Annotated in this window: 18 protein-coding genes; 10 read left to right on the plus strand and 8 right to left on the minus strand. The window is 71.2% G+C overall.

Going from position 1 to position 24,601, the window contains the following annotated elements:
* Positions 1-108: 108 nt before the first annotated feature.
* The 3 genes from gltX to ACIP67_RS14930 all read right to left on the minus strand — a co-directional run bounded on the left by gltX (position 109) and on the right by ACIP67_RS14930 (position 2,681).
* Positions 109-1,596 (minus strand): glutamate--tRNA ligase, encoded by a 1,488-nt coding sequence (gltX, locus tag ACIP67_RS14920; protein ID WP_401691883.1) that lies wholly within the window; start codon positions 1,594-1,596, stop codon positions 109-111.
* On the minus strand, positions 1,589-2,365 hold the full coding sequence (locus tag ACIP67_RS14925) for a fumarylacetoacetate hydrolase family protein (protein WP_389520339.1): 777 nt from the start codon (positions 2,363-2,365) through the stop codon (positions 1,589-1,591). The genes gltX and ACIP67_RS14925 overlap by 8 nt, the downstream gene beginning before the upstream one ends.
* 130 nt (positions 2,366-2,495) lie before the next feature.
* On the minus strand, positions 2,496-2,681 hold the full coding sequence (locus ACIP67_RS14930) for a hypothetical protein (RefSeq protein ID WP_401691885.1): 186 nt from the start codon (positions 2,679-2,681) through the stop codon (positions 2,496-2,498).
* A 602-nt stretch (positions 2,682-3,283) separates the two neighbouring features.
* Here ACIP67_RS14930 and ACIP67_RS14935 point away from each other — a divergent pair.
* The 8 genes from ACIP67_RS14935 (at position 3,284) to ACIP67_RS14970 (ending at position 13,917) form a co-directional block, all read left to right on the plus strand.
* Positions 3,284-7,072 carry a nitrate- and nitrite sensing domain-containing protein gene (locus tag ACIP67_RS14935; protein ID WP_401691887.1) on the plus strand — a complete coding sequence of 1,263 codons (3,789 nt, stop codon included), beginning with the start codon at positions 3,284-3,286 and terminating at the stop codon, positions 7,070-7,072.
* A gap of 9 nt (positions 7,073-7,081) precedes the next feature.
* Positions 7,082-7,495 (plus strand): roadblock/LC7 domain-containing protein, encoded by a 414-nt coding sequence (locus ACIP67_RS14940; RefSeq protein ID WP_365460581.1) that lies wholly within the window; start codon positions 7,082-7,084, stop codon positions 7,493-7,495.
* A 111-nt stretch (positions 7,496-7,606) separates the two neighbouring features.
* A complete protein-coding gene (locus tag ACIP67_RS14945; RefSeq protein WP_019058642.1) occupies positions 7,607-8,005 on the plus strand; it encodes a DUF742 domain-containing protein in 399 nt (132 codons plus the stop codon).
* Positions 7,986-8,561 carry an ATP/GTP-binding protein gene (locus tag ACIP67_RS14950; protein WP_132855910.1) on the plus strand — a complete coding sequence of 192 codons (576 nt, stop codon included), beginning with the start codon at positions 7,986-7,988 and terminating at the stop codon, positions 8,559-8,561. Before ACIP67_RS14945 ends, ACIP67_RS14950 begins: the two co-directional genes overlap by 20 nt.
* Before the next feature lie 372 nt (positions 8,562-8,933).
* Positions 8,934-12,245, plus strand: a complete 3,312-nt coding sequence (locus tag ACIP67_RS14955) for a nitrate- and nitrite sensing domain-containing protein (protein ID WP_401691889.1) — start codon at positions 8,934-8,936, stop codon at positions 12,243-12,245.
* A 10-nt stretch (positions 12,246-12,255) separates the two neighbouring features.
* Positions 12,256-12,669, plus strand: coding sequence for a roadblock/LC7 domain-containing protein (locus ACIP67_RS14960; protein WP_004983065.1), 414 nt, complete (start codon positions 12,256-12,258; stop codon positions 12,667-12,669).
* Positions 12,670-12,764: 95 nt separating this feature from the next.
* Positions 12,765-13,355, plus strand: a complete 591-nt coding sequence (locus ACIP67_RS14965; protein ID WP_401691892.1) for a DUF742 domain-containing protein — start codon at positions 12,765-12,767, stop codon at positions 13,353-13,355.
* The gene (locus ACIP67_RS14970; protein WP_073491198.1) at positions 13,336-13,917 is read left to right on the plus strand and encodes an ATP/GTP-binding protein; all 582 of its coding nucleotides are present in this window, start codon (positions 13,336-13,338) and stop codon (positions 13,915-13,917) included. Before ACIP67_RS14965 ends, ACIP67_RS14970 begins: the two co-directional genes overlap by 20 nt.
* Positions 13,918-14,289: 372 nt before the next feature.
* Here the strand turns inward: ACIP67_RS14970 and ACIP67_RS14975 are convergent, their stop codons facing one another.
* The gene (locus ACIP67_RS14975; RefSeq protein ID WP_389520349.1) at positions 14,290-14,484 is read right to left on the minus strand and encodes an acyl-CoA carboxylase subunit epsilon; all 195 of its coding nucleotides are present in this window, start codon (positions 14,482-14,484) and stop codon (positions 14,290-14,292) included.
* Between the two features lie 57 nt (positions 14,485-14,541).
* On the minus strand, positions 14,542-16,137 hold the full coding sequence (locus tag ACIP67_RS14980) for an acyl-CoA carboxylase subunit beta (RefSeq protein WP_401691895.1): 1,596 nt from the start codon (positions 16,135-16,137) through the stop codon (positions 14,542-14,544).
* 385 nt (positions 16,138-16,522) lie between these two features.
* Between ACIP67_RS14980 and ACIP67_RS14985 the strand changes: the two genes are divergently transcribed.
* Both ACIP67_RS14985 and ACIP67_RS14990 read left to right on the plus strand, forming a co-directional pair.
* Positions 16,523-17,149: a YceI family protein gene (locus tag ACIP67_RS14985; RefSeq protein ID WP_401691897.1), complete on the plus strand. Its 627-nt coding sequence runs from the start codon at positions 16,523-16,525 to the stop codon at positions 17,147-17,149.
* Positions 17,150-17,360: 211 nt separating this feature from the next.
* Positions 17,361-17,987: a hypothetical protein gene (locus ACIP67_RS14990; RefSeq protein WP_389520355.1), complete on the plus strand. Its 627-nt coding sequence runs from the start codon at positions 17,361-17,363 to the stop codon at positions 17,985-17,987.
* 94 nt (positions 17,988-18,081) lie between these two features.
* Here the strand turns inward: ACIP67_RS14990 and ACIP67_RS14995 are convergent, their stop codons facing one another.
* The 3 genes from ACIP67_RS14995 to cimA all read right to left on the minus strand — a co-directional run bounded on the left by ACIP67_RS14995 (position 18,082) and on the right by cimA (position 24,579).
* Entirely contained in the window at positions 18,082-19,437 is a 1,356-nt protein-coding gene (locus tag ACIP67_RS14995) for a hypothetical protein (protein WP_401691899.1), read from the minus strand.
* Between the two features lie 44 nt (positions 19,438-19,481).
* Positions 19,482-22,502: a glycoside hydrolase family 3 N-terminal domain-containing protein gene (locus ACIP67_RS15000; protein WP_401691900.1), complete on the minus strand. Its 3,021-nt coding sequence runs from the start codon at positions 22,500-22,502 to the stop codon at positions 19,482-19,484.
* Between the two features lie 466 nt (positions 22,503-22,968).
* Positions 22,969-24,579 (minus strand): citramalate synthase, encoded by a 1,611-nt coding sequence (gene cimA / locus ACIP67_RS15005; RefSeq protein WP_401691902.1) that lies wholly within the window; start codon positions 24,577-24,579, stop codon positions 22,969-22,971.
* Positions 24,580-24,601: the final 22 nt, after the last annotated feature.

Consider the following 24,601-nt stretch of genomic DNA (forward strand, 5'->3'; position numbering starts at 1 on the left):
CGGCAGGGAGCCGGACGGCGGTTCGTCTCTCGCGCCGTAGCCGGGCGGCATGCGACGAGGGCGGCAGCTTCCACGGCTGCCGCCCTCGTCGTGTGCGTCAGGCGGTGCCTACGCCGCCGCCAGCTTCGCCAGGGCCGCGTCGATACGGGCCAGCGTCTTCTCCTCGCCCAGGATCTCCAGGGACTCGAAGAGGGGCAGGCCGACCGTGCGGCCGGTGACGGCCACCCGGACCGGGGCCTGGGCCTTGCCGAGCTTGAGGCCGTGGGCCTCGCCGGCGGCCAGGACGGCCTCCTTGAGGGACTCGGCCGAGGTCCAGTCCGCCGCCCGGAGCTTCTCCCGCGCCGTGGTGAGCAGCGCGTCGCTGCCCTCCTTCATCGCCTTCGTCCAGCTCGGCTCGTCGAAGACCGGCTCGGGCAGGAAGAGGAAGTCGACGTTGTCGGTGATCTCCGACAGGACCTTCAGGCGGGTCTGCGCGTGCGGGGCGATCGCCTGCCACCGGGCCTCGTCGAAGTCCTCCGGCGCCCAGGCGGCGAAGGGCGCCTTCAGCCACGGGCGGCAGCGCTCCGTGAAGTCCTTCACCTCCAGCAGGCGGATGTGGTCGGCGTTGATGGCCTCGCACTTCTTCAGGTCGAAGCGCGCCGGGTTGGGGTTGACGTCCTTGACGTCGAACGCCGCGACCAGCTCGGCGGTGGTGAAGACGTCCTGGTCGGCCGAGAGCGACCAGCCCAGGAGGGAGAGGTAGTTGAGCAGGCCCTCGGGGAGGAAGCCCCGCTCCCGGTAGAGGTTGAGGGACGCCTGGGGGTCGCGCTTGGAGAGCTTCTTGTTGCCCTCGCCCATCACGTACGGCAGATGGCCGAAGGCCGGGATCTCCTTCGCGACGCCCAGCTCGATCAGCGCCCTGTACAGGGCGATCTGGCGGGGGGTGGAGGAGAGCAGGTCCTCACCGCGCAGGACGTGGGTGATCTCCATCAGGGCGTCGTCGACCGGGTTGACCAGCGTGTACAGCGGGGCGCCGTTGGCGCGGACGATGCCGTAGTCCGGGACGTTCTCCGGGGTGAAGGTGAGCTCGCCGCGGACCAGGTCCGTGAAGGTGATCGTCTCGCCGGGCATGCGGAACCGGACGATCGGGGTGCGGTCCTGGGCCTTGTACTCCTCGACCTGCGCCTCGGTCAGGTCGCGGCAGTGGCCGTCGTAGCCGGAGGGCTTACCGGCGGCGCGGGCGGCCTCGCGGCGGGTGTCCAGCTCCTCCTGGGAGCAGTAGCAGTGGTAGGCGTGGCCGGCGTCCAGCAGCTTGCGCGCGACGTCCTTGTAGAGGTCCATGCGCTGCGACTGGCGGTACGGCGCGTGCGGGCCGCCGATCTCGGGGCCCTCGTCCCAGTCGAAGCCCAGCCAGCGCATCGAGTCCAGGAGCTGCTCGTAGGACTCCTCGGAGTCGCGGGCCGCGTCGGTGTCCTCGATGCGGAAGACCAGGGTGCCCTGGTGGTGCCGGGCGAACGCCCAGTTGAACAGGGCGGTGCGGACCAGGCCCACGTGGGGGTTACCGGTGGGCGAGGGACAGAAACGGACGCGTACGGGAGAGCCGGGTGCGCTAGCCACGCTTGACAACCTTGTTGGTGAGAGTGCCGATGCCTTCGATGCTGACGGCGACCTCGTCGCCGACAGCCAGGGGGCCGACCCCTGCCGGGGTGCCCGTGAGGATCACGTCGCCGGGGAGCAGCGTCATGGCCTCGGTGATGTTGACGATCAGATCCTCGATCGAGTGGATCATCTCGCTGGTGCGGCCGAGCTGCCGCTGCTGCCCGTTGACCGTCAGCTGGATGGTGAGGTCGCTCGGGTCGAGGTCGGTCTCCACCCACGGGCCGAGCGGGCAGGAGGAGTCGAAGCCCTTGGCCCTGGCCCACTGCTTCTCGCGCTTCTGGACGTCCCGCGCGGTGATGTCGTTGGCGCAGGTGTAGCCGAGGATCACGTCCTTGACACGCTCGCGCGGGACCTCCCGGCACATGCGGCCGATGACCACGGCGAGCTCGGCCTCGTGGTGGAGGTCCTGGGAGAAGGACGGGTACTGGATGTCGTCGCCCGGACCGATCACCGAGGTCGACGGCTTGAAGAAGGCGAACGGGGCGTCGGGCACCTCGTTGCCGAGTTCGCGCGCGTGCTCGGCGTAGTTGCGGCCGAAGGCCACGACCTTGTTGGGGAGCACGGGTGGGAGCAGCCGGACCTTGCTCAGCGGCACCTTGGTGCCGGAGAGCTCGTGTTCCGCGAACGGGATGCCCTTGATGATGTCGAGGACGAGCTCGTCCGGCTTGTCGCCCTCGACCGCGCCGAAGGCGACGTTCCCGTCGATGGAGAACCTGGCGATGCGCACGGGTTGGTTGGCCCCTTGCTGAGCTGGCTGGAGTCTGACGCTCCAGGCTAACGCGGAAGGGCGCCCCCGGCCGGGGACGCCCTTGACATCCGTGACCGGCCGCCCCTGGTGCGGCGGCCGGAACGTGCGACTACTGCGCCGGGGAGGTGACGGGCACCTCCATGAGGATGGTGCGCCGGGGATTGGCGGTCTGGGCGGGGAGGTCGACGGCGTGCTCCGGCTGCTCCGGAAGCTGCAGTGCGTCGGCGCCCTCGAGGTGCGCCAGCGTCGTGCGCCGCGGGTTGGCGATCTTGTGGAACATCGTCGTCGTCTTCACTGTTGTACTGAGCCCTGTCCTGTCCGGGCGCCCGGCGGGCCGTGGCCGGCCCACCGCTTCAGGCGCGGCTTGTCGGATGTGCCATTTCTGTAAAGCGTCAGGCTAAACACGTGATTCCCGGTGAATCCGTGAAGGTCTCATGATGTGGGTGTGAGTTTGCTCACTGATCCATGGGCAAAACGGTCATATCGATCCGTCAACTCGCCACCAGGAAACGGACATTGCACCCCTGAAGCGCGCATTCCGCTCCTGATCATGGCGACTGGGACACCGCTCGAACCCACCCGGTTGGCCCATGCATGTCCGGTTTCTTCACGATCACCTTCTACGACCGGTGACCCACCCCTCACGTGCTGTCACGGATGTCACAGCCCGGCCAACACACCTTGTTGGAGATCCTGCACTGTGCTGGAATTCCACGGAACCGCCGCGGGATCGAGCCGGCGCGCAGGGGGCGCACAGCAGCGCCGAGTGGCGGCGAGAAGGGGGAGCCAGCGCCGGTCACTCACGACTCGGAGGGCGTACTCAAGACGCCCTTCAAGACGCCGACACCGTCCTTCCGTTCATCCGGAGGGGCGCCTGGTCCAGAGGTTGCGACGCTAGTGCAGGGACGTTTCAAGAGGGATGGCAGTGCTTCGGCCGAGCCGGAGCCGCATGGCGGGACTGCCTCCAGCAATGGCAGCTCCTCGCCCCAGCACGCCCAGAACCCGGGTGCGGCCCCGTCCGGCGAGGGCGGTGAGCGCCCCGGGCGCCCCGCCGCGTCCGCGTCGCCGAGCGCCCTGCCGCCGACTCCCCCGGTCAAGCCGGCGCCCGACCCGGCCGGGGCCACCGGTCACGGTTCGCGGGTGGCCCTGCGCAACTGGCGCATCTCCACGCGCCTGGTCGCGCTGCTGACGCTGCCCGTGGTCGCGGCGACCACGCTGGGCACGATGCGCATCAGCCAGTCCCTGGACGACATCCAGCAGCTCGACAACATGTCGCTGCTGACCGAGATGACCAACCAGGCGACCGACCTGGCCTCCGCGCTCCAGGAGGAGCGCGACAAGTCCGCCGGTCCCCTGGCGCACGGCGCGAAGGCCTCCACCGCCACGGTGAAGGGGGCCCGCGACAAGACGGACAAGACGCTGGCCGCGTTCAGCGACGCCTCGGAGGAGATCGACGCCTCCAGCAAGGACGGCAACCTCCAGGGCGTCCGCGACAGCCTCGTCGGCCTCCTCAGCGACCTCGGCAACCTGGCCAAGATCCGCAAGTCGGCCTACGCGGAGGAGAACAACTCCACCCAGACGGTGGAGGCCTACCACCGCCTCATCACCAGCCTGCTCGACCTCTCGCAGGACATGGCCCAGGCCACCAGCAACCCGGAGATGATCCAGCGCACCCGCGCGCTGGCCGCCTTCTCCTCGGCCAAGGAGTACGCCTCCGTCCAGCGCGCCACCCTCGCGGCCGCGCTGCCGGTCAGCAACGACGTCTACGGCAAGCTCTCCGAGAACGACCGTCAGTACGCCGAGGCGGCGCTGGAGAACCAGGAATCCGAGCTCGCCAGTTTCCGCAGCATCTACGGGGACGACGGCGCCGAGGAACTGCTCCAGCCCGTCGAGCAGGGCAGCCCGACCATCGAGGACGCCGACACCTACGCCGACCGTGCGCTGAGCTCCTCCACCGGTCTTGAGTCGCTGGACAAGCGGTCCTACCAGGACTGGCTCGACGCCAGTTCGACCAAGATCAAGCAGATGGCCAACATCGAGACCACGCTGCTCGAGGACATGGAGCAGAAGGCCCGCGAGCTGCGCACCGAGTCGGAGAGCGAAGCGCTCATCACGACCGCGCTGATCCTGCTCGTGCTCGGTGTGTCGCTGGTCGGCGCGTTCGTCGTCGCCCGGTCCATGATCCGCTCGCTGCGCCGCCTCCAGGAGACCGCCACCAAGGTCGCCCAGGACCGTCTGCCCGAACTGGTCAAGCAGCTGTCCGAGTCCGACCCGCAGGACGTCGACACGTCCGTGGAGTCGGTCGGTGTGCACTCCCGCGACGAGATCGGCCAGGTGGCCGCGGCCTTCGACGACGTGCACCGCGAGGCGGTCCGCCTCGCCGCCGAACAGGCCCTGCTGCGGGGCAACGTCAACGCGATGTTCACCAACCTCTCGCGCCGCTCCCAGGGTCTGATCCAGCGCCAGCTGTCGCTCATCTCCGAGCTGGAGTCCCGCGAGGCCGACCCCGACCAGCTGTCCTCGCTGTTCAAGCTCGACCACCTCGCGACGCGTATGCGCCGTAACGGTGAGAACCTCCTCGTCCTCGCGGGTGAGGAGCCCGGCCGCCGCTGGACCCGCCCGGTCCCGCTGGTCGACGTGCTCCGCGCCGCCGCGTCCGAGGTGGAGCAGTACGAGCGCATCGAGCTGTCCTCCGTGCCGACCACCGAGGTGGCCGGCCGGGTCGTCAACGACCTCGTGCACCTGCTCGCCGAGCTGCTGGAGAACGCCACCTCGTTCTCCTCCCCGCAGACCAAGGTCAAGGTCACCGGTCACGCGCTGCCCGACGGCCGCGTGCTGATCGAGATCCACGACACCGGCATCGGCCTCTCCCCCGAGGACCTCGCCGCGATCAACGAGCGGCTCGCCGCGCCGCCCACCGTCGACGTCTCCGTCTCCCGCCGCATGGGCCTCTTCGTGGTCGGCCGTCTGTCGCAGCGGCACGGCATCCGCATCCAGCTGCGCCCGTCCGACTCCGGTGGTACGACCGCCCTGGTCATGCTGCCGGTGGACGTCGCCCAGGGCGGCAAGAAGCCGCAGCCCAAGCCCGGTCAGGGCGGCGCGTCCGGCGGCCCCGCGGCCGCGCAGGCCGCCGCCGGTGCGGCCGCGGCCCGTCGCCAGAACGGCCAGCAGGGCGGTGCCCTCGGTGCCGGTGCGCCCGGGGGCGGTGCCCTCGGCGCCGGACCCGGCGGGGTCGGGGCCGGCCGGCTGGCCGCCGGTCAGGGTCCCCGGGCCGCGCTGCCCGGACGGGACGGCACCGACCGTTCCGGCGCGCCGCGCGGACCGCAGGCTCCGATCTCCCCGCAGCAGGGCCGCCCGGCTCCGGCCGGCGCCGGCTTCGGCGGGCAGGCTCCGGGTGCGCCGCAGGGGTTCCAGTCGGCAGGTCAGGGTGCGCCCGGCCAGGGCCAGGACCTGTTCGGCGGCGGGCGCCCGGCGCCGCAGCGCCAGAACGACGGCGACCGCGCCGAGCAGGGCGGCGGTCGCGGGCGTCGGCCGCAGCTGCCGCCGCGCGGCGGACCGCGTGCCGAACTGCCCGGCGCGGCCCCGCAGCAGCGCGCCGCGAGCTGGGGCGACGACAACGCCCAGCCGCACACCCCGCTGGACGCCCCGCGCGGCCACGAGGAGCCGGACGTCACCCGGACGTCCCCGATGCCGCGCATCGACGACCGCCAGGGCCCCGGCTCCACCGCGGAGATACCCCGCGTCGAGGAGCACCAGGTCCCGGGCGGCCCCGCCGACTTCACACGTCCCGGCCTCAACGGCCTCCAGGGCACCGGCCAGTTCCCGGGCGTCCCCGGCGGCCAGGACACGGGCCAGTTCCCCGCGCCCGGCGTCAACGGGCAGCAGGACGGCTTCGTCCGCTCCGACGTCTTCGGCACCCCGGGCGGCCAGAACACCCCCGCGGGCACGGGCGGCTTCGCCGCTCCGCAGGCGTACGACGACGGTTCCACCGGTCAGTTCGCCGCGCCCGGCTACGAGAGCTCCTCCACCGGGCAGCACGCGCTGCCCGGCCGGCAGGACCCGCAGACCACGGGCCAGTTCCAGCGTCCGCAGCCGGGCGACGGCTACGGCTCCCCGCAGCAGCCGGTCCCGCCCCGCCCCGCCGCGCACCGCCCCGAGCAGGACAACGGGGGCTTCGCGCAGCGGCCCGACCAGGGCCGTGGAGCGGGCGACGGGTGGGCGCTGCCGCCGGCCCCGGGCCCGGGCGACGGCCGTACCCCGCTGTACGACAACCTGGAGACCAACTGGTTCCACGGTGGAGGACAGCAGGGCGCCGCGCACGGCAACGGCTCGGCTCCGGCCCCCCAGCAACAGCAGCCGCAGACTCCGGCTGCTCCCCAGCGTTCCGCGGGCGGTGCCTGGCGCACCTCGCCGAACGACGAGCTCGTCCGGCAGGCCGAGCGCGTCCGGCAGCCGGCCGCGGGCGGCGTCACCACGTCCGGCCTGCCGCGCCGGGTACCGCGGGCGAACCTCGTCCCGGGCACGGCGCAGCAGCAACAGCACCAAAGCGGTCCGCAGGTCTCGCGCGCGCCTGACGACGTGCGCGGACGGCTGACCAATCTCCGTCGGGGCATCGCGCAGGGTCGCCAGGCCGGCAACGGTCAGACCGGCAGTTTCCCGAGCCCCACTCACCAGCAGGAGCGTTAGTTGAGCCAGATGAGCCAGGCGGCACAGAACCTGAACTGGTTGATCACCAACTTCGTGGACAACACCCCCGGGGTGTCCCACACCGTCGTCGTGTCCGCCGACGGGCTCCTGCTCGCGATGTCCGAGGGCTTCCCGCGCGACCGTGCCGACCAGTTGGCGGCCGTCGCGTCGGGGCTCACCTCGCTGACGGCAGGCGCCTCCCGGATCTTCGAGGGCGGCCAGGTGGCCCAGACCGTCGTCGAGATGGAGCGGGGTTTCCTCTTCCTCATGTCCGTCTCGGACGGCTCGTCCCTGGCCGTGCTGGCGCACCCCGAGTGCGACATCGGCCTGGTCGGTTACGAGATGGCGCTGCTGGTCGACCGGGCGGGAGCGGTGCTCACGCCCGACCTGCGCGCCGAACTGCAAGGCAGTCTGCTCCACTGATCGTCCCCGGTACCACCCCCCTCACGAAATCACCGTCCGGCCGACACAATCCCCCCACCGGCCGACGGACGGCACGACTGACCGAGACATGCTGTCCCGCCCGGAGGATCCATGACCCCGCCCACCGCCTCTCATGATCCGTACGCGGAACCGTACGGGGACGAGGGCGACCAGCCGCTGGTGCGTCCGTACGCGATGACCGGCGGCCGGACCCGGCCGCGCTACCAGCTCGCCATCGAGGCACTGATCAGCACCACGGCCGACCCGGCAGCGCTCATGGGGCTGCTCCCCGAGCACCAGCGCATCTGCCACCTGTGCCGCGAGGTCAAGTCGGTCGCGGAGGTGTCGGCGCTGCTGGCCATGCCGCTGGGTGTGGCACGGATCCTGGTCGCGGACCTGGCCGAGGCCGGCCTGGTGGCCATCCACCAGCCGGGCGGCGACGAGAACAACGGCGGCGCACCGGACGTGACGCTGCTCGAAAGGGTGCTCAGTGGACTTCGCAAGCTCTGACGGCGGCCGGGCGACCACCTCCGCGAAAATCGTGGTGGCGGGTGGCTTCGGCGTGGGCAAGACCACGTTCGTGGGTGCCGTCTCGGAGATCAACCCGCTGCGCACGGAGGCCGTGATGACGTCCGCGAGCGCGGGCATCGACGACCTCACCCACACCGGGGACAAGACGACCACCACGGTCGCCATGGACTTCGGCCGCATCACGCTGGACCAGGACCTGATCCTGTACCTCTTCGGTACGCCCGGTCAGGACCGCTTCTGGTTCATGTGGGACGACCTGGTGCGCGGCGCCATCGGCGCGGTGGTCCTGGTGGACACCCGCCGGCTCGCCGACTGCTTCCCTGCCGTGGACTACTTCGAGAACAGCGGCCTGCCGTTCGTCGTCGCCCTCAACGGCTTCGACGGGCAGCAGCCGTACCAGCCCGAAGAGGTGCGCGAGGCGCTGCAGATCGGACCGGACACCCCGATCATCACCACCGACGCCCGCCACCGCGCGGACGCCAAGAGTGCGCTGATCACGCTGGTCGAACACGCGCTGATGGCCCGCCTGCGGTAGCGGAAAAAGCGGTCGTCCACGGCGGTTGCCGCGGGCCTGGGAGCCGGCTGTGGCTTTTGACACGGCCGGCTTCGGCGTTCATAACGTTTCGGCAGAGGAATCGCCACAGGGCCGCCACGCGTCGCGGTCGCTCGGTCTCGCTGTGCGCACGAAAGCCCCGTCTTTTGACGGGGCTCGCTCTTTATGACCGTTTTATCTGGGGCTTACATCACACGGAATCCATGCTCCCCACTGTTTTGAGGAGCGCAGGTCGTCATGCTGGAATGCCTGAACTGCCCAATAGTCAATGACGTACTCATGGTCGATGGCTGACCGGGCTCTGAGACACTGCGGCACGACGTAGGTGCCGACCGCCGAGAGGTTGTTGGTCGAGTGAGGCGAAGCAAGAAAAGTCCCGAGCCGGCGGCGCGGGGCAACTTCACCCCGCCGCCGCGCGGAGCGGCGACCACCCCTGTGCCGGGCCCCGAGTCGCCGGCCGCGCCCGCCGAGAGCGCCGGCCGTCTGTCTCCCCGCAACTGGCGGGTGCGCACCCGGCTCAACGCGATCCTGCTGATACCCGTGCTGGTCGGCCTGGTCATGGGCGGCTTCCAGGTGAAGAGCTCGATCGACACCTGGCAGGAGGCCGAGGACGCGGAGAACACCGCGCGCCTGGTCCAGGCCTCCCTCACCTACGCCGACGCCCTCTACAAGGAGCGCGACACCACCGCCGTTCCCCTCCTCACCGGTGAGAAGGACGACTCGGCCGTCACCGACGCCCGCAAGGCGACCGACGCCGCCGCCGACGCCTTCGACGCGGCCGCCCAGAACATGCCGCAGAAGTCCGGCCTCCAGCGCCGTCTGCAACTGTTCCGCACCGCCGAGACCAAGCTGACGGCGCTGCGCGCGGCCGCCTACACCTCGCAGCTCACCGGTGTGCAGACCGAGGAGGGGTACACCGCGGTCGCGCACCCCCTGATGGAGTTCTCCAACGAACTCGGCCTGGGCACCGGAAACATCACCTCCTACGGCCGTACCGTCTACGCGATCTCGCTGACCAAGGCCGCCCTCTCCCTCGAGCGCTCGATCGGCATGCACCTGCTGGTCAGCCCCGGCCCCAAGAACGCCGACCTGGCCAAGCAGCGCGTCGCCCTGTCCTCGTACGCCTACCTCGAGGGCATCGCCGTCGAGGAGTACACCGGCGGTGGCACCGAGGCCGACGCGCAGAAGCTGGAGGACGCCGAGGCGAAGATCAAGACGGACGCGGCGTCACAGGCGGCCGCGGCCAAGCAGAAGGACCCGGACTACGTCCCGCCGCCCTCCGACCCCACCGACATGGTCTCCGCGCTGGCGTCGCTGCAGAGCACCGACGAGTCCGAGCGGGCCGCGCTCGCCGAGGACGGCGTCACGGCGGAGAACTGGTGGGCGGTCACCACGCTGAAGTACGACGCGTACCTCGCGATCGAGTCGGACATGGCCGACAAGGCGGTGACCGAGGCCTCGGACATCGCCGCCGACGCCCGGACCGACGCGCTCGTCACCGGTGCCGCGGTCGTGATCGCCCTGCTCCTCGCCTTCATCCTGGCCGCCAGCGTGGCCCGCCAGATGAGCCGCTCGATGCGCCAGCTGCGCAACGCCGCCTTCGGTATCGCCGAGCAGCGGCTGCCGATGCTGGTCGACCAGCTCTCGCGCACCGACCCCGGCCGCGTCGACACCCGGGTCACCCCGATCCCGATCAGCACCACCGACGAGATCGGCGAGGTCGCCCGCGCCTTCGACCAGGTCCACCGCGAGGCCGTCCGGCTCGCCGCCGAGCAGGCCCTGCTGCGGGGCAACATCAACGCGATCTTCACCAACCTCTCGCGCCGCAACCAGTCGCTGATCGAGGGCCAGTTGACCCTCATCACCGACCTGGAGAACAACGAGGCCGACCCGGACCAGCTGGAGAACCTCTTCCGTCTGGACCACCTCGCGACCCGTATGCGCCGCAACGGCGAGAACCTCCTCGTCCTCGCCGGCGAGGAGCCCGGCCGCCGCTGGGACCAGCCGGTGCCGCTGGTGGACGTGTTGCGCGCCGCCTCCTCCGAGGTGGAGCAGTACGAGCGCATCGAGCTCTCGGGTGTTCCGGAGGCCGAGATCCACGGCCGTGCCGTGACCGACCTCGTGCACCTGCTGGCCGAGCTGCTGGAGAACGCCACCACGTTCTCCTCGCCGCAGACCAAGGTCCGCGTCACCGCGACCCGTCTGCCCGACGGCCGCATCATGATCGAGATCCACGACAAGGGCATCGGTCTGACGGCCGAGGACTTCGCGGACATCAACCACAAGCTGGCCAACCCCCCGACCGTGGACGCCGCGATCTCGCAGCGCATGGGTCTCTTCGTGGTCGGCCGGCTGTCCGACCGGCACGGCATCCGGGTCCAGCTGCGCCCCTCGGGCGAGCAGGCCGGCACCACCTCGCTGGTCATGCTGCCGGACGCGATCACGCACGGCGGTGGCGGCGAACACCCCGCCGGCCGCGACGAGTTCACCGTCTCGCAGATCATCCCCGAGCAGCAGTTCCAGGGTGAGAACTTCAACCAGCCGCAAGCGCGCACGGCGGCCGAACTCGGCTTCGACGACAGCCGCTACGTCGAGGTCCCCGACGACATCCGCGACCTGGACCCGGTGGGCCGCACCCGGATGCGCGAGGAACGCCGGGCGGCCCTGGAGTCCCAGGCCCCTGGCCGGCAGCAGGACTCCCCCGAGCCGTCCGCGTACGGCGAGGGCTTCGACCGCGCCCAGCAGCAACAGCAGCAACAGCAGCAACAGCAGCAACAGCAGCAACAACAGCAACAGCAGGCGTACGACGGTTCCCAGAGCGGCTTCGCCGGTGCGCAGAACGCCTACGGCGACGGTACGGCCGGCGCGACCGGGTACACCGAGCAGCCGACGGGGTCGTACGACCAGCAGACGGCGTACGAGGAGCAGCAGCGTCCGGCGTACGAGGACCCGTACCTCGCGTCGAACGGCACCGCCGCACCGAACGGTGCCTTCCCGTCGAACGGCGGCTACCCGGACCCCGCGTATGCGGAACCGTCCCAGGAGGACCGCACGCCGCCCCAGGCGTCCGCGCCGGGGGGCTTCCCCCCGTACGGGGAGCAGTCCTACCAGGACGACTGGCCGCAGCAGACCGGTTACCAGAACGGCTTCCCGGACCAGTACGCTCCGCAAGCGGAATCGGCGCAGGCCGCTGACGCGAACGAGCAGAACCGCGTAGGCTTCGACCGTCCGGGACCGGCCCCTTCCGCCGCCCACGCGCTGACCGACGCCGGACTGCCCCGCCGCGGCTCCGCCGCGGCGAGCGGTTCGAACGGCGCCGCGCAGCCCGTGAACCGCGAGGCGCCGGCCCCCGCTGCGGACAACGGCGGCGACGGCGACTGGCGTTCGGCGAACGACGAGCGCTGGCAGCAGGCCTCGCAGCTCCGCAAGCCGAAGGCGGGCGGGGTCACCTCCTCCGGCCTTCCGCGGCGGGTGCCCAAGGCCAATCTGGTCGAGGGCGCCGCCGAGAGCACCCCCCAGGGAGGCCCGCAGGTCTCCCGCGCCCCGGAGGACGTCCGAGGCAGGCTGAGCAACCTGCGTCGAGGCGTCCAGCGCGGACGCAACGCAGGCAGTGAAACGAACGGCCAGGGCTTCGGTCCTGACAGCACCTACGACCAGGAGCGTTAGTGTGAGCCCGATGAGCCAGGCGGCACAGAACCTGAACTGGTTGATCACCAACTTCGTGGACAACACCCCGGGGGTGTCCCACACGGTGGTGGTCTCCGCCGACGGACTCCTTCTGGCGATGTCCGAAGGCTTCCCCCGCGACCGCGCCGACCAGCTCGCGGCCGTCGCCTCCGGTCTGACGTCACTGACGGCAGGCGCCTCCCGGATCTTCGAGGGGGGCAGCGTGAACCAGACGGTTGTGGAGATGGAGCGGGGATTCCTCTTCATCATGTCCATCTCTGACGGTTCTTCGCTCGCAGTCCTCGCACACCCCGAGGCGGACATCGGCCTCATTGGGTACGAGATGGCCCTTCTGGTGGACCGGGCCGGCACGGTCCTGACGCCCGATCTTCGTGCGGAGCTCCAAGGGAGCCTGCTCAACTGACAGACGGACGGTGCGTTCTGGCGTCCCGAGGCCGTAGGGTTTCGGGACGCGGCTTCCACGTGATGGGTGCCAGGCACAGTCGGAGGAGGAGAAAAGTGGTAACACCCCCAAACGGTGAGCATGCGGGCAACTGGTCGTACGGCCCTGTCCAGGGCCAGGGCGACGGTTCCCAGAACGCGAACCGTTACAACTTCCCCTCCGCCCCCAGCCAGCAGCGTCAGCCGTACGCGCCCCAGGGCCCGCAGGGTCCCGGACCGTCGCCGTACGACCAGCCGCACACACCGCGCATCCAGCCCGTGCAGCCGCAGCGCCGCACCCCCGAGCCGGCGCCCGCCGGGGCGGCCGGCAACCCCTTGGTGCGTCCGTACGCCATGACCGGCGGCCGGACCCGCCCGCGGTACCAGCTCGCCATCGAGGCGCTGGTGCACACCACCGCGCAGCCGCACCAGATGCAGGGCCAGCTGCCCGAGCATCAGCGGATCTGCAACCTCTGCCGAGAGATCAAGTCGGTCGCCGAGATCTCGGCGCTCCTGACCATCCCCCTCGGCGTGGCCAGGATCCTCGTCGCCGACTTGGCGGAGGCGGGACTGGTCGCCATCCATCAGCCCGGCGGCGACGAGAGCGCCGGCGGCCAGCCAGACGTGACACTGCTCGAAAGGGTGCTCAGTGGACTTCGCAAGCTCTAGCGGCGGTCCTTCCCGCTCCACCACCTCCGCGAAGATCGTGGTGGCGGGCGGCTTCGGCGTGGGCAAGACCACGTTCGTCGGCGCTGTCTCGGAGATCAACCCGCTGCGCACTGAGGCCGTGATGACTTCCGCTTCGGCGGGCATCGACGACCTCACCCACACCGGGGACAAGACGACCACCACGGTCGCCATGGACTTCGGCCGCATCACCCTGGACCAGGACCTGATCCTGTACCTCTTCGGTACGCCCGGTCAGGACCGCTTCTGGTTCATGTGGGACGACCTGGTGCGCGGCGCCATCGGCGCGATCGTCCTGGTGGACACCCGCCGGCTCGCCGACTGCTTCCCCGCGGTCGACTACTTCGAGAACTCGGGTCTTCCCTTCGTGATCGCCCTCAACGGCTTCGACGGCAGCCAGCCGTACCAGCCGGACGAGGTCCGCGAGGCCCTCCAGATCGGGCCCGACACCCCGATCATCACCACCGACGCCCGCCACCGCGCGGACGCCAAGAGCGCGCTGATCACGCTGGTCGAACACGCGCTGATGGCGCGGCTGCGGTAGCGCCGGCGCGCGGCACGGCACGAACAGGGCGCCCTCTCCGTCGGGAGAGGGCGCCCTGTCGTGGTGTGCGGGGTCGTGGGGACGCGGCGCGGGCCGGCGGCGGTCGCAGGGCGCGGTCCGTCCACCCCGCCCGCTCCTCGCGTGCGGGCAGGGCAGACGGCGTACCTGCACCCTCTGGACGGGCGAAGGCCCCCGGCCACCCGGGGACGGGACGCGCGAACCCCCAAGGCCCGCGCGGGAGCGGGACGCGCGAAGGCCCCCGGCCGCCCGGAGACGGGACGCGCAAAGCCCCCCGGCCGCCCGGGGACGGGACGCGCGACGGCCCCGGCCGCCCGGGGGCGTCGGGGCCTTCGTGCGTTCGGCGTGGGGTGGTCAGCGCCAGCTGTGCGGGGCGCGGAAGCCGCCCTCGCGTTCCAGACGGCGCCAGCCGGCCCTCGGGCGGCCGCGGTGGGCCGGGGCGGGCTCGGGGGTGCGGGCGGCGGCGCGGGCCAGGAGGATCGCCGTGATGGCGGCGACTTCCTCGGGCTCGGCGTGGCCCTTCTCGACGCGGATGTCAGGGGCGTTCATGGCTGTCAGTCTCCGTGAGAGAGGTTTCCACGAGGGTGTCGCGGAAAGTCCGCTGGGTTACTGCGGGGGGTTGCCGTGCTTGCGGGAGGGCAGGTCGGCGTGTTTCGACTGGAGCATCGCCAGGGACCTGATGAGGATCTCGCGGGTCTCGGCGGGGTCGATGACGTCGTCGACCAGGCCGCGTTCGGCCGCGTAGTAGGGGTGCATCAGCTCGGACTTGTACTCCTTGACCATGCGGGCCCGCATGGCCTCGGGGTCCTCGGCCCCGGCGATCTGACGCCGGAAGATGACGTTGGCGGCACCCTCGGCGCCCATCACGGCGATCTCGTTCGTCGGCCAGGCGTAGGTGAGGTCCGCACCGATGGACTGGCTGTCCATGACGATGTAGGCACCTCCGTACGCCTTGCGCAGGATCAGCGAGATCCGGGGCACGGTCGCGTTGCAGTAGGCGTAGAGGAGCTTCGCGCCGTGCCGGATGATGCCGCCGTGCTCCTGGTCGACGCCCGGCAGGAAGCCGGGGACGTCCAGCAGGGTGAGGATCGGGATGTTGAAGGCGTCGCACATCTGCACGAAGCGGGCGGCCTTCTCCGACGCCTCGATGTCCAGCACTCCGGCCAGCGCCTGCGGCTGGTTGGCGACGATGCCCACCACCTGGCCGTCCAGCCGGGCCAGCGCGCAGATGATGTTGCGCGCCCAGCGCTCGTGGACCTCCAGGTACTCGCCGTCGTCGACGATCTCCTCGATCACCTTGGCCATGTCGTACGGCCGGTTGCCGTCCGCCGGGACCAGGTCCAGCAGCACCTCGCCGCGGCGGTCGACCGGGTCGCCCGACTCCACGCGCGGGGGGTTCTCCCGGTTGTTCTGCGGCAGCAGCGACAGCAGGTAGCGGACCTCCGCGATGCAGGTCTCCTCGTCGTCGTACGCGAAGTGGCACACCCCGGAGGTCTCCGCGTGCACGTCCGCGCCGCCCAGGCCGTTCTGGGTGATCTCCTCACCGGTGACGGCCTTGACCACGTCGGGACCGGTGATGAACATCTGCGAGGTCTCGCGGACCATGAAGACGAAGTCGGTCAGGGCGGGGCTGTAGGCCGCGCCGCCCGCGCACGGGCCGAGCATCACCGAGATCTGCGGGATGACACCGGAGGCCCTGGTGTTGCGCTGGAAGATGCCGCCGTACCCGGCGAGCGCGGAGACGCCCTCCTGGATCCGGGCGCCGGCGCCGTCGTTGAGCGACACCAGCGGAGCACCGGCCGCGATGGCCATGTCCATGATCTTGTGGATCTTCGTGGCATGGGCCTCGCCCAGCGCGCCGCCGAAGATACGGAAGTCATGGGCGTAGACGAAGACCGTACGGCCCTCCACCGTGCCCCAGCCGGTGATCACACCGTCGGTGTACGGCTTCTTCGCCTCCAGACCGAACCCGGTCGCCCGGTGCCGGCGCAACTGCTCGACCTCCTGGAAGGACCCCGGGTCCAGGAGCAGCTCGATGCGCTCACGGGCGGTCAGCTTGCCCTTGGCGTGCTGCGCCAGGGTCGCCTTCTCGCTCGGCCCGGCCAGCGCCTGCGCACGGATCTCGTGCAGCTCGGCGACGCGCCCGCGCGCGTCCGTGGGCTCCGTGGTCGGCTCACCCGTCGTCTCTTCCAAAACGGTCATGTAGCGACCTTACGAAGCCCACCAAGGAATGCGAGACGTCGACTCCGTACAGTGTCCGACGCGTTTTCCTGGTGCTCCTGAACAGATCCAAGGGGGCATGCAGGCTTTCCGACTGCTCAGGGGGCGTCAGGGTTGTGGAAACCGCACAAATACGGTCGGCGAGACCTGCCGCACATTCCCCGGGTGGCGATCCCTCCAGGCGGGTGACGCGACGAGCTTAGCCTGCGCGGCCGGGTTCGAGTGGACGACCTTCCGTGTTCCCCGGATCACTCTGCGCATGAGGTTGAAAGTTGAACTGAATGCCTCTAGAGTCGACCTCGTTGAAGTCGTTGAACCTTCAACAGAATCGCGTCCCGTCATCGATCCGACCCTCAAGGAGCACGTCATGGGCATCTTCGGCCGCAGGAACTCCGAGACCTCCCCCGCCACCACGTCCGCCACGGCCGGCACCGTCGCCACCGTGAACCCGGAGCTCGCCGCGCTCACCGGTGAGTACACGATCGACCCGGCGCACTCGACGCTCGGTTTCGTCGCCCGGCACGCGATGGTCACCAACGTCAAGGGCACGTTCAACGACTTCACCGGCACGCTGCACCTGGACGGCACCGACCCGTCACGGTCGACCGCCACGCTCGACGTCACGATGGACAGCATCGACACCGGGTCCGCCGACCGCGACGGGCACCTGAAGAGCGCCGACTTCTTCAGGACCGACGAGTTCCCGGCGATGACCTTCCGCTCCACCGCGGCGCAGGCCCTCGGCGGCGACGACTACCGCATCACGGGCGACCTGACCATCCTCGGCGTCACCCGGCCGCTCACCATCGACCTGGAGTTCAACGGATCCGCGAAGGACCCGTTCGGCAACGAGCGCGTCGGCTTCGAGGGCCGCGCCGAGATCCTGCGCTCCGAGTGGGGCCTGACCTGGAACGCAGCGCTGGAGACGGGCGGCGTACTGGTCTCCGACAAGATCAAGCTGAACTTCGACATCTCGGCCGTCCGCACCGCGTGACACGTCACCGGCGGCGCACCGACGCCGCCCCCTCCGAGCGCGCCCGCCCTCCACTCCCCCAGGCCCCGTCGGCCTCGGGAGGGCGGGCGCTCGGCGTGTCCTGACCGTGCTTCCCGCGCCCCTTCCCCGCGCCACCACGCTCGCCGCCGTCTCTCGTTGCTCAGGGTGTCCCCCTGAGACGGCAGGGAAGACGCTCGAGCAAGGAGGCAGCATGAGCACCAGGACAGGACCGCAGAAATACCCGGGCGCCGACCGCGACCACTGGTACCAGGACGACTTCGAAGGCGACCGCATGGAGGTCAACGTCGTCGTCCTGCACACCACGGAGGGCACCTCGCTCCCCGGCTACGGAGGCGGCGCCTCCGCGCCGAACCTGACGGCGGTGCCCGACCTCGCGGCCAAGAAGCTGAAGTGGTACCAGCACTTCGACATCGACATCTCCTCGCGCGCCCTGCTCAACAAGCCCGGCGGCGTCGAGACCAACACCCTGAACGTCTGCCAGGTCGAACTGGCCGGCACCTGCGACCCCGAGACGCACACCAAGTGGCGCACCGGCGACCGGGCCCACGTCTACTGGCCCAAGGCCCCGGACTGGGCCCTGCTCGGCGTCGCCCGCTTCCTCACCTGGATGCACACCGAGCACGACGTCCCCCTGCGCGGCCCGGCCCTGTGGCCCGCGTACCCGAAGTCCTACGGCAACGGCGGCGGGCAGCGGATGAGCAAGGCGCGCTGGAACGCCTTCAAGGGCGTGTGCGGGCACATGCACGTACCGGAGAACACGCACGGGGATCCGGGGGCCATCGACTTCGAGAGGCTGCTGGAGCTGGCCAAGGGATAAAGGGCTCCGGGTCCCGTACGCCACGGCCCCTTCGGCGTCCGCGGGCCCGGCGCGCCCCGCGCCGGGCCCGTGCCGGTCTCCCGCGGGGACCGGGTCAGAAGCCTCCCCCGAAGTCCCCGCCACCGCCGAAGTCGCCGCCCCCGCCGCCCCCGAACCCGCCGAAGCCTCCGAAGTCCCCGGTGTCGAAGTCCGCGCCGGAGACGTCACCGCCGTCGTAGCCACCGCCGAAGTCGCCGTAGCCGCCGCCGTAGTCGGCGGCGTAGGACGGGGTGGCCATCATGCTGCCGAGCAGGGTGCCGACGAGCAGGCCGGGCAGGATGCCGCCGCCGAAGTAGCCGCCCGCCCAGGGGCCGTAGGCCGGGCCCGCCTCCCAGTACGGGCGGCGGCCGTAGTCGGTGTCGACCTCGCGGACCGCCGGGTCGAGGCCGTCGGCGAGGCGGGTCCGGTCCGCGGCGCAGACCGGTACCTCGCGCGGCGCGCCACCGGCCGGCGTCCAGGTGGCGTCGGCCACGGAGGGTCCGTGGCGCGGGTCGAAGAAGCAGGGCGGCCGGCGCTCGGGCAGCTCCCCGCCCGTCCTGCGGGCGGCGAGCCGGACCAGGGAGAAGCGGCCGTCGTCCAGGGCCTGGGTGACCGCGCGCACGTCCTCCGGTCTGGTCGCGGCGGCCATGGACGACTTGGCCCGGTCGTAGGCGTCGAGGGCGTGCTCGTAGTCGGTGCGCATGGCGTCGTCGGCGCCCGGTTCGGCCGGGTGGAAGTCCAGGCGGTCCAGTTCCTCGCCGAACGCGGTGATGTCCTCGTCGACGACGACCCGGAGCCGTTCGAGGGCGGCCCGCTGCTCCTCCGTGTGCCGCCGGCGGTTGCGGCGGACGAGGGTGTACGCGCCGGCGCCGCCCACCACCAGGACCGCGCCGGTGGTGATCAGCGCGGTGGAGGAGATCCCGCCGCCGTCGGGGCTCCAGCTCGCGGGGGCCGAGCCGCCCATGTTGGCCAGGGCCCGGTCGGTGAACGCGTCGAGCTGGGTGGCGGTGTCGCTCTCGCCCCGCACACTGGCGACCAGGTTGCGGACCGCCGCGTTCGGCAGCACGGCGGAGTCGGCGCGGGCCTCGAAGCGGTCGCCGAGACGGACGGCGTACAGGCCGGTCACGCCGGTGGCGGTGCGCAGGTCCGTGAAGAGGTTCTCGGTCGGCTGGTCCGCGGGCAGGACAGCGATGAACACGGGCTTGTCGGCGCTCTCGATCGTCTTGCGCAGCGCGTCGGCGTCCGCCTGCGACAGCAGGGCGGACGCCTCCGGGTCGACGTACACGGGGCTCTCGCGGAGGGCCTCGGCGATCGTCGTGACGCTGCTGTCCGCGACCGCGCGCGGGGCGCCCGCCGACAGCAGCGTCAGCGTGGCGAGCGCCAGCGCGGCCAGGAGGCCGGCGAAGGCTCGGGCCGATGGTGCGACCTTCATACTTCGACGCTACCCGAATTGCCAGCAATTAGAGCATATGGGCGCTATTGGGCTTTCTGTGCTTCCCGATAGGCCTCGGTCAGCTTCGCCACCGCCTCTCCGTACCGTCCCGTCAGCAGCAGATGGTCGGCGTCGGCGAAGGGGCTCGCGACGGCCGCCGTCATCCGGCCGGCCCGCTGCTGGACGATCAGCCGCGCCTTGGTGACCAGCGCCCGGCCCGCGCTGTCGGCACCGGTCCGCTCGGCCGCCCGGGCCGCGACGGCGAGCGCCCGCAGGGTGCCCTCGCCGCCCTTCGGCACCTCGGTCAGCGTGGTCAGGCCCCACCCGTAGGGGAACTGCGGGTCGTACGCCGTGTCGCCGACGTTGATCGGCAGCTGCGCCTCGGAGCGCGGCCAGGTGACGGGGAGCTGCCCGGTGAAGGGCCGCCTGCCGTAGAGCACGTCGGCCACGCCGTCGCCCTCCGTGCCCGGCAGCCAGGAGGCGACCAGGGCGTCGACGGCGTCCAGCCGGTCGCCGACCAGCTGGGGCCGTCCGGAGACGATCAGCACCACGCACTTCATCGCCGCGCAGACGGTGTCGACGGCGGCCCGGTCGGCGGCGGACAGTTCCAGGTCGTGGCCGTTGCCGACGTCGCCGGCGCCCTCGGCGTACGGGGTCTCGCCGACGACGACCACACCGACGTCGTGGCCGGCGGTCGGCGCGGAGGCGTCCTTGCTGTACGTCAGGTCGGGGTCTGCCGCCCGCATGGCCTCCAGGACGGTCGTGCCGGGGGTGATGTCACCGGAGGAGCCCTGCCAGGTGATGGTCCAGCCGCCGGTCTGGTTGCCGATGTCGTCGGCGTTGGAGCCGGCGACGTACACCTTCTGGGACTTCTTCAGGGGCAGCACGCCGCCCGCGTTCTTCAGCAGCACCTGGGACTCGGCGACCGCCTCGCGGGCCACGGCCCGGTGCGCGGCGGAACCGATCTCCGCGATGCCGCTGGTGTCGGCGTACGGCTGCTCGAACAGGCCGAGCCGGAACTTCTGGGTGAGGATGCGGGAGACGGCGTCGTCGATCCGCCGCTCGCTGATCCGGCCGGCCTCGACCTCGTCGACGAGCGTGGCGTGGAAGGTCGTGTAGGCGTACGGGACCATGATCATGTCGAGGCCCGCGTTGACGGACGTCCGCACGTCCAAGGCGTAGTCGCCGGGGATCTGGTCGATGGCCTGCCAGTCGCTGATCACGAAGCCGTCGAAGCCCATCCGGTCCTTGAGCACGCCGTTGATCATGTCGGCGCGGGCGTGCATCTTCACCGGCCCCTGGTCGTCGCCGATGATGTCGAGCGAGGAGAACGACGGCATGACGGTGCCGACTCCCCGGTCCACGGCGTCCTGGTAGGGCGCCAGGTGGACGGCCTCCAGTTCCTGCCGGGTGACCTCGGTGACGCCCTGGTCGAGGGTGTAGGTGCCGGTGGTGGAGGAGCCGTAGGCGGTGCCGCCGTCGCCGACGAAGTGCTTGGCCGTGGCCAGGACCTTGTCGGAGCGGTCCAGGTCACTGCCGTCGGCGCGGCCCTGGAGTCCCTGGATGACCGTCTCCAGCGACTCCACGAGCGCCGGGTCCTCGCCGAAGGACTCGTAGGTACGGCCCCAGCGTTCGTCACGGGCGACGCACAGGCAGGGGGCGAACGTCCACGGGATGCCGGTGGCCCGGGTCTCGGCGGCGGTCACCTGGCCGGTGCGCCGGACGAGGTCCGCATCGCGGGTCGCGCCGAGGCCGATGTTGTGCGGCAGGACCGTCGCGCCGACGAGGTTGTTGTGGCCGTGCACCGCGTCCACGCCGTAGATCAGCGGGATCTGGAGGCGGGTGGCCTGCGCCCGCAGCTGGAAGACGTCGACCATCTTCGCCCAGGCCTCGGGGGTGTTGGGCGTCGGTGTGGAGCCGCCGCCGGACAGCAGTGAGCCGAGGTCGTAGGCGGCGATGTCACCGGCGGCGGTGAGCGCGCCGCGTTCGGCCTGGGTCATCTGCCCGGCCTTCTCCGCCAGGGTCATCCGGGAGAGCAGGTCGGCGACCCGTCGTGCGACGGGCAGCCGCTCGTCCAGGTACGGCAGTCCGTGCGCGTCCACGACCACGCTCGGGTTCTCGGCCGGCGCCTTGGCCCCGGTGACGGTCAGCCGCAGGGGGATCGTCTCGGCGGTCTCGCCCGTCCGGTCCTTCAGCGTCGGCACCTCGATGGTCCGGGAGGCGCCGGAGGCCGTGCCCGCGGGGAAGGTGAGGGTGCCGCTGACCGGCGTGTAGTCGCTGCCGGAGCCGGCGCTGCCGCCGCCGGTCTCGTACGTCACCGTCACCGGCTCGTCGACGGGCACCGCACCGGTGGTGGCGACGGTGACCTTCACCTTCGCCGTGCCGCCCTCCGTCACCGGGTAGACGGCGGCGTCGGTGGTGACCGAGGCGCGCAGGGACTGGTCGGCCTTCCCGTACAGCTCGACGGCGTCCATGGCGAAGTCGCCCGGGGCGCCGACGGGCAGGGTGACGGCGTACCCCCACATCCCGGTGAGGCCGAGGACCTGGTCGATGCCGCCGACGGGCTGGTAGTCCGTGCGGTAGGTGAAGTCGGAGAACGGCAGCTCGATCTGTTTCCAGCCGCTGAAGTCGTCGGTGAAGGAGGTCGTCCACAGTTCGGAGGCCTCGCCGTGGGCGCCGCCGTCCTTCAGCTCGAAGACGATCTTCGCGCCGTTGCCGCGGCCATCCCACCAGAAGCGGATGCCGCGGTGGGCCGACCAGTCGTGGGCGGGTTCGTCCGCGGCGAAGTCGTGGGTGAAACCCCCGTAGCCGCTGATGTCGTAGGTTCCGGTGAGGACCTTGGCGCCCTCGGGGGCGTCGGCGCGGTCGGCCAGCCGGAGCGCGGGCGGGTCGTCGGCGTCACCGCCCCAGGTGAAGATGCCGTCGGCGGGCTGGCCCCCGAAGGGCACCTCGCCCTCGAAGCGGTCGACGGAGACGGGAGCGGGGTCGTCGGCGGCCGTGGCGGACGCCCACGGGAGCAGGGCTGCGAGCAGGGTGGCGGAGGCGAGCAGGGCGGTTCTTCGCATGGACCTTCCCTCGGCACTCGTATGTCCACTGAATCACTCATGGCTTAGATCAGGCCGTGAGTTAACTGACGGCTCCTGGCGGCGTCAAGAGTTCACGTCGGGACTGGTGCACAGGGGGTGGACGGCCGGATGGGGTGCCTCGTCCGTTCGGCTTGTGAAGGCGGGGGCGGGGCTCGGGAGTGTCTGACGTGGCGTCATGTGCGGGGCGGGGGCGGCGTGGGTTGCTCGCCCCCGCCGCCCCTTCCCGTCCCGTCCCCGGGGGCTCTGCCCCCGGCCCCCCGTTCGGCCCTGAACGGGCCTCGTCCTCAAACGCCGGACGGGCTGGGGGGGCGGCCTCGTCCTCAACCGCCGGACGGGCTGGGGGGACGGCCTCGTCCTCAAACTCCCCCAGAGGGGGCACCCCCAGACGGGCTGGGACGAGGGGGCTCGTCCTCGGACTCCGCCAGAGGGGGCACCCCCGGACGGGCTATTCGGCCGGGGTCACACCGGCCCTCAGGAGGCCGTACGTGTAGGCGTCCTCCAGGGCCTGCCACGAGGCTGCGATCACGTTCTCGGCGACGCCCACCGTGGACCACTCGCCCGCGCCGTCCGTCGTGGCGATGAGGACGCGGGTGGTGGACTGGGTGCCGTGGACGCCCTCCAGGATGCGGACCTTGTAGTCCACCAGGTCGAGCTTGGCGAGCTGGGGGTAGATCTTCTCCAGGGCCACGCGCAGGGCGCGGTCGAGGGCGTTGACCGGGCCGTTGCCCTCGGCGGTGGCGACGATGCGCTCGCCCTTGGCCCAGAGCTTGACGGTGGCCTCGTTGGCGTGGGTGCCGTCGGGGCGGTCCTCGACGATCGCGCGCCAGGACTCGACGGTGAAGTACTTCAGGGGCCTGCCCTCGACCTCGGTGCGCAGCAGCAGCTCGAAGCTGGCGTCGGCCGCTTCGTACGTGTAGCCCTTGAGCTCGCGCTCCTTGACGCGCTCCACGACCCGGCCGACCAGCTCGCGGTCGCCGCCGAGGTCGATGCCGAGTTCCTTGCCCTTGAGCTCGACCGAGGCGCGGCCGGCCATGTCGGACACGAGCATCCGCATGGTGTTGCCGACCCGCTCCGGGTCGATGTGCTGGTACAGGTCCGGGTCGACCTTGATCGCGGAGGCGTGCAGGCCCGCCTTGTGCGCGAAGGCCGAGACGCCCACGTAGGGCTGGTGCGTCGAGGGGGTGAGGTTCACGACCTCGGCGATGGCGTGCGAGATACGGGTCGTCTCGCGCAGCTTGCCCTCGGGGAGGACCTTCTTGCCGTACTTCAGTTCCAGGGCCGCCACGACCGGGAACAGGTTGGCGTTGCCGACCCGTTCGCCGTAGCCGTTCGCGGTGCACTGGACGTGGGTCGCGCCCGCGTCCACGGCGGCCAGCGTGTTCGCCACCGCGCAGCCGGTGTCGTCCTGGGTGTGGATGCCGAGGCGGGCGCCGGTGTCCGCGAGGACGGTCGAGACGACGGCCTGGATCTGCGCCGGGAGCATACCGCCGTTGGTGTCGCAGAGGATGACCACGTCGGCGCCGGCCTCCGAGGCGGCCCGGACGACCGACTTGGCGTACTCCGGGTTCGCGCGGTAGCCGTCGAAGAAGTGCTCGCAGTCGACGAAGACGCGGCGGCCCTGCGCGCGGAGGAAGGAGACGGTGTCGCGGACCATCTCCAGGTTCTCGTCGAGCGTGGTCCGCAGGGCGAGCTCGACGTGCCGGTCGTGGGACTTCGCCACCAGCGTGATGACCTCGGCGCCCGAGTCCAGCAGCGCCTTGACCTGCGGGTCCTCGGCGGCCTTGGCCCCGGCCCGGCGGGTGGCCCCGAAGGCGACGAGCTGGGCGTGCCGGAAGTCGATCTCCTCGCGCGCACGGGCGAAGAACTCGGTGTCGCGCGGGTTGGCGCCCGGCCAGCCGCCCTCGATGAAGCCGACGCCGAAGTCGTCCAGGTGCCGTGCGATCGCGAGCTTGTCGGAGACGGTGAGGTTGATGCCCTCACGCTGGGCGCCGTCCCGCAGGGTCGTGTCGAAGACGTGGAACGAGTCGTCGAGTTCGCTGGTTGCCGTCTCGGTCATGGTCTCAAGGCTCCTGTTGTGG

The sequence above is a fragment of the Streptomyces sp. NPDC088812 genome (assembly GCF_044750285.1).
Taxonomy (GTDB): Bacteria; Actinomycetota; Actinomycetes; order Streptomycetales; family Streptomycetaceae; genus Streptomyces.

What these genes read in the sequence shown, in the direction of transcription:
- ACIP67_RS14975 (WP_389520349.1), bottom strand. Translation starts at nt 14,484, where the DNA reads ATGAACGCCCCTGACATCCGCGTCGAGAAGGGCCACGCCGAGCCCGAG.
- ACIP67_RS14940 (WP_365460581.1), top strand. Translation starts at nt 7,082, where the DNA reads ATGAGCCAGGCGGCACAGAACCTGAACTGGTTGATCACCAACTTCGTG.
- cimA (WP_401691902.1), bottom strand. Translation starts at nt 24,579, where the DNA reads ATGACCGAGACGGCAACCAGCGAACTCGACGACTCGTTCCACGTCTTC.
- ACIP67_RS14945 (WP_019058642.1), top strand. Translation starts at nt 7,607, where the DNA reads ATGACCCCGCCCACCGCCTCTCATGATCCGTACGCGGAACCGTACGGG.
- ACIP67_RS14990 (WP_389520355.1), top strand. Translation starts at nt 17,361, where the DNA reads ATGAGCACCAGGACAGGACCGCAGAAATACCCGGGCGCCGACCGCGAC.
- ACIP67_RS15000 (WP_401691900.1), bottom strand. Translation starts at nt 22,502, where the DNA reads ATGCGAAGAACCGCCCTGCTCGCCTCCGCCACCCTGCTCGCAGCCCTG.
- ACIP67_RS14985 (WP_401691897.1), top strand. Translation starts at nt 16,523, where the DNA reads ATGGGCATCTTCGGCCGCAGGAACTCCGAGACCTCCCCCGCCACCACG.
- ACIP67_RS14960 (WP_004983065.1), top strand. Translation starts at nt 12,256, where the DNA reads ATGAGCCAGGCGGCACAGAACCTGAACTGGTTGATCACCAACTTCGTG.
- ACIP67_RS14995 (WP_401691899.1), bottom strand. Translation starts at nt 19,437, where the DNA reads ATGAAGGTCGCACCATCGGCCCGAGCCTTCGCCGGCCTCCTGGCCGCG.
- ACIP67_RS14980 (WP_401691895.1), bottom strand. Translation starts at nt 16,137, where the DNA reads ATGACCGTTTTGGAAGAGACGACGGGTGAGCCGACCACGGAGCCCACG.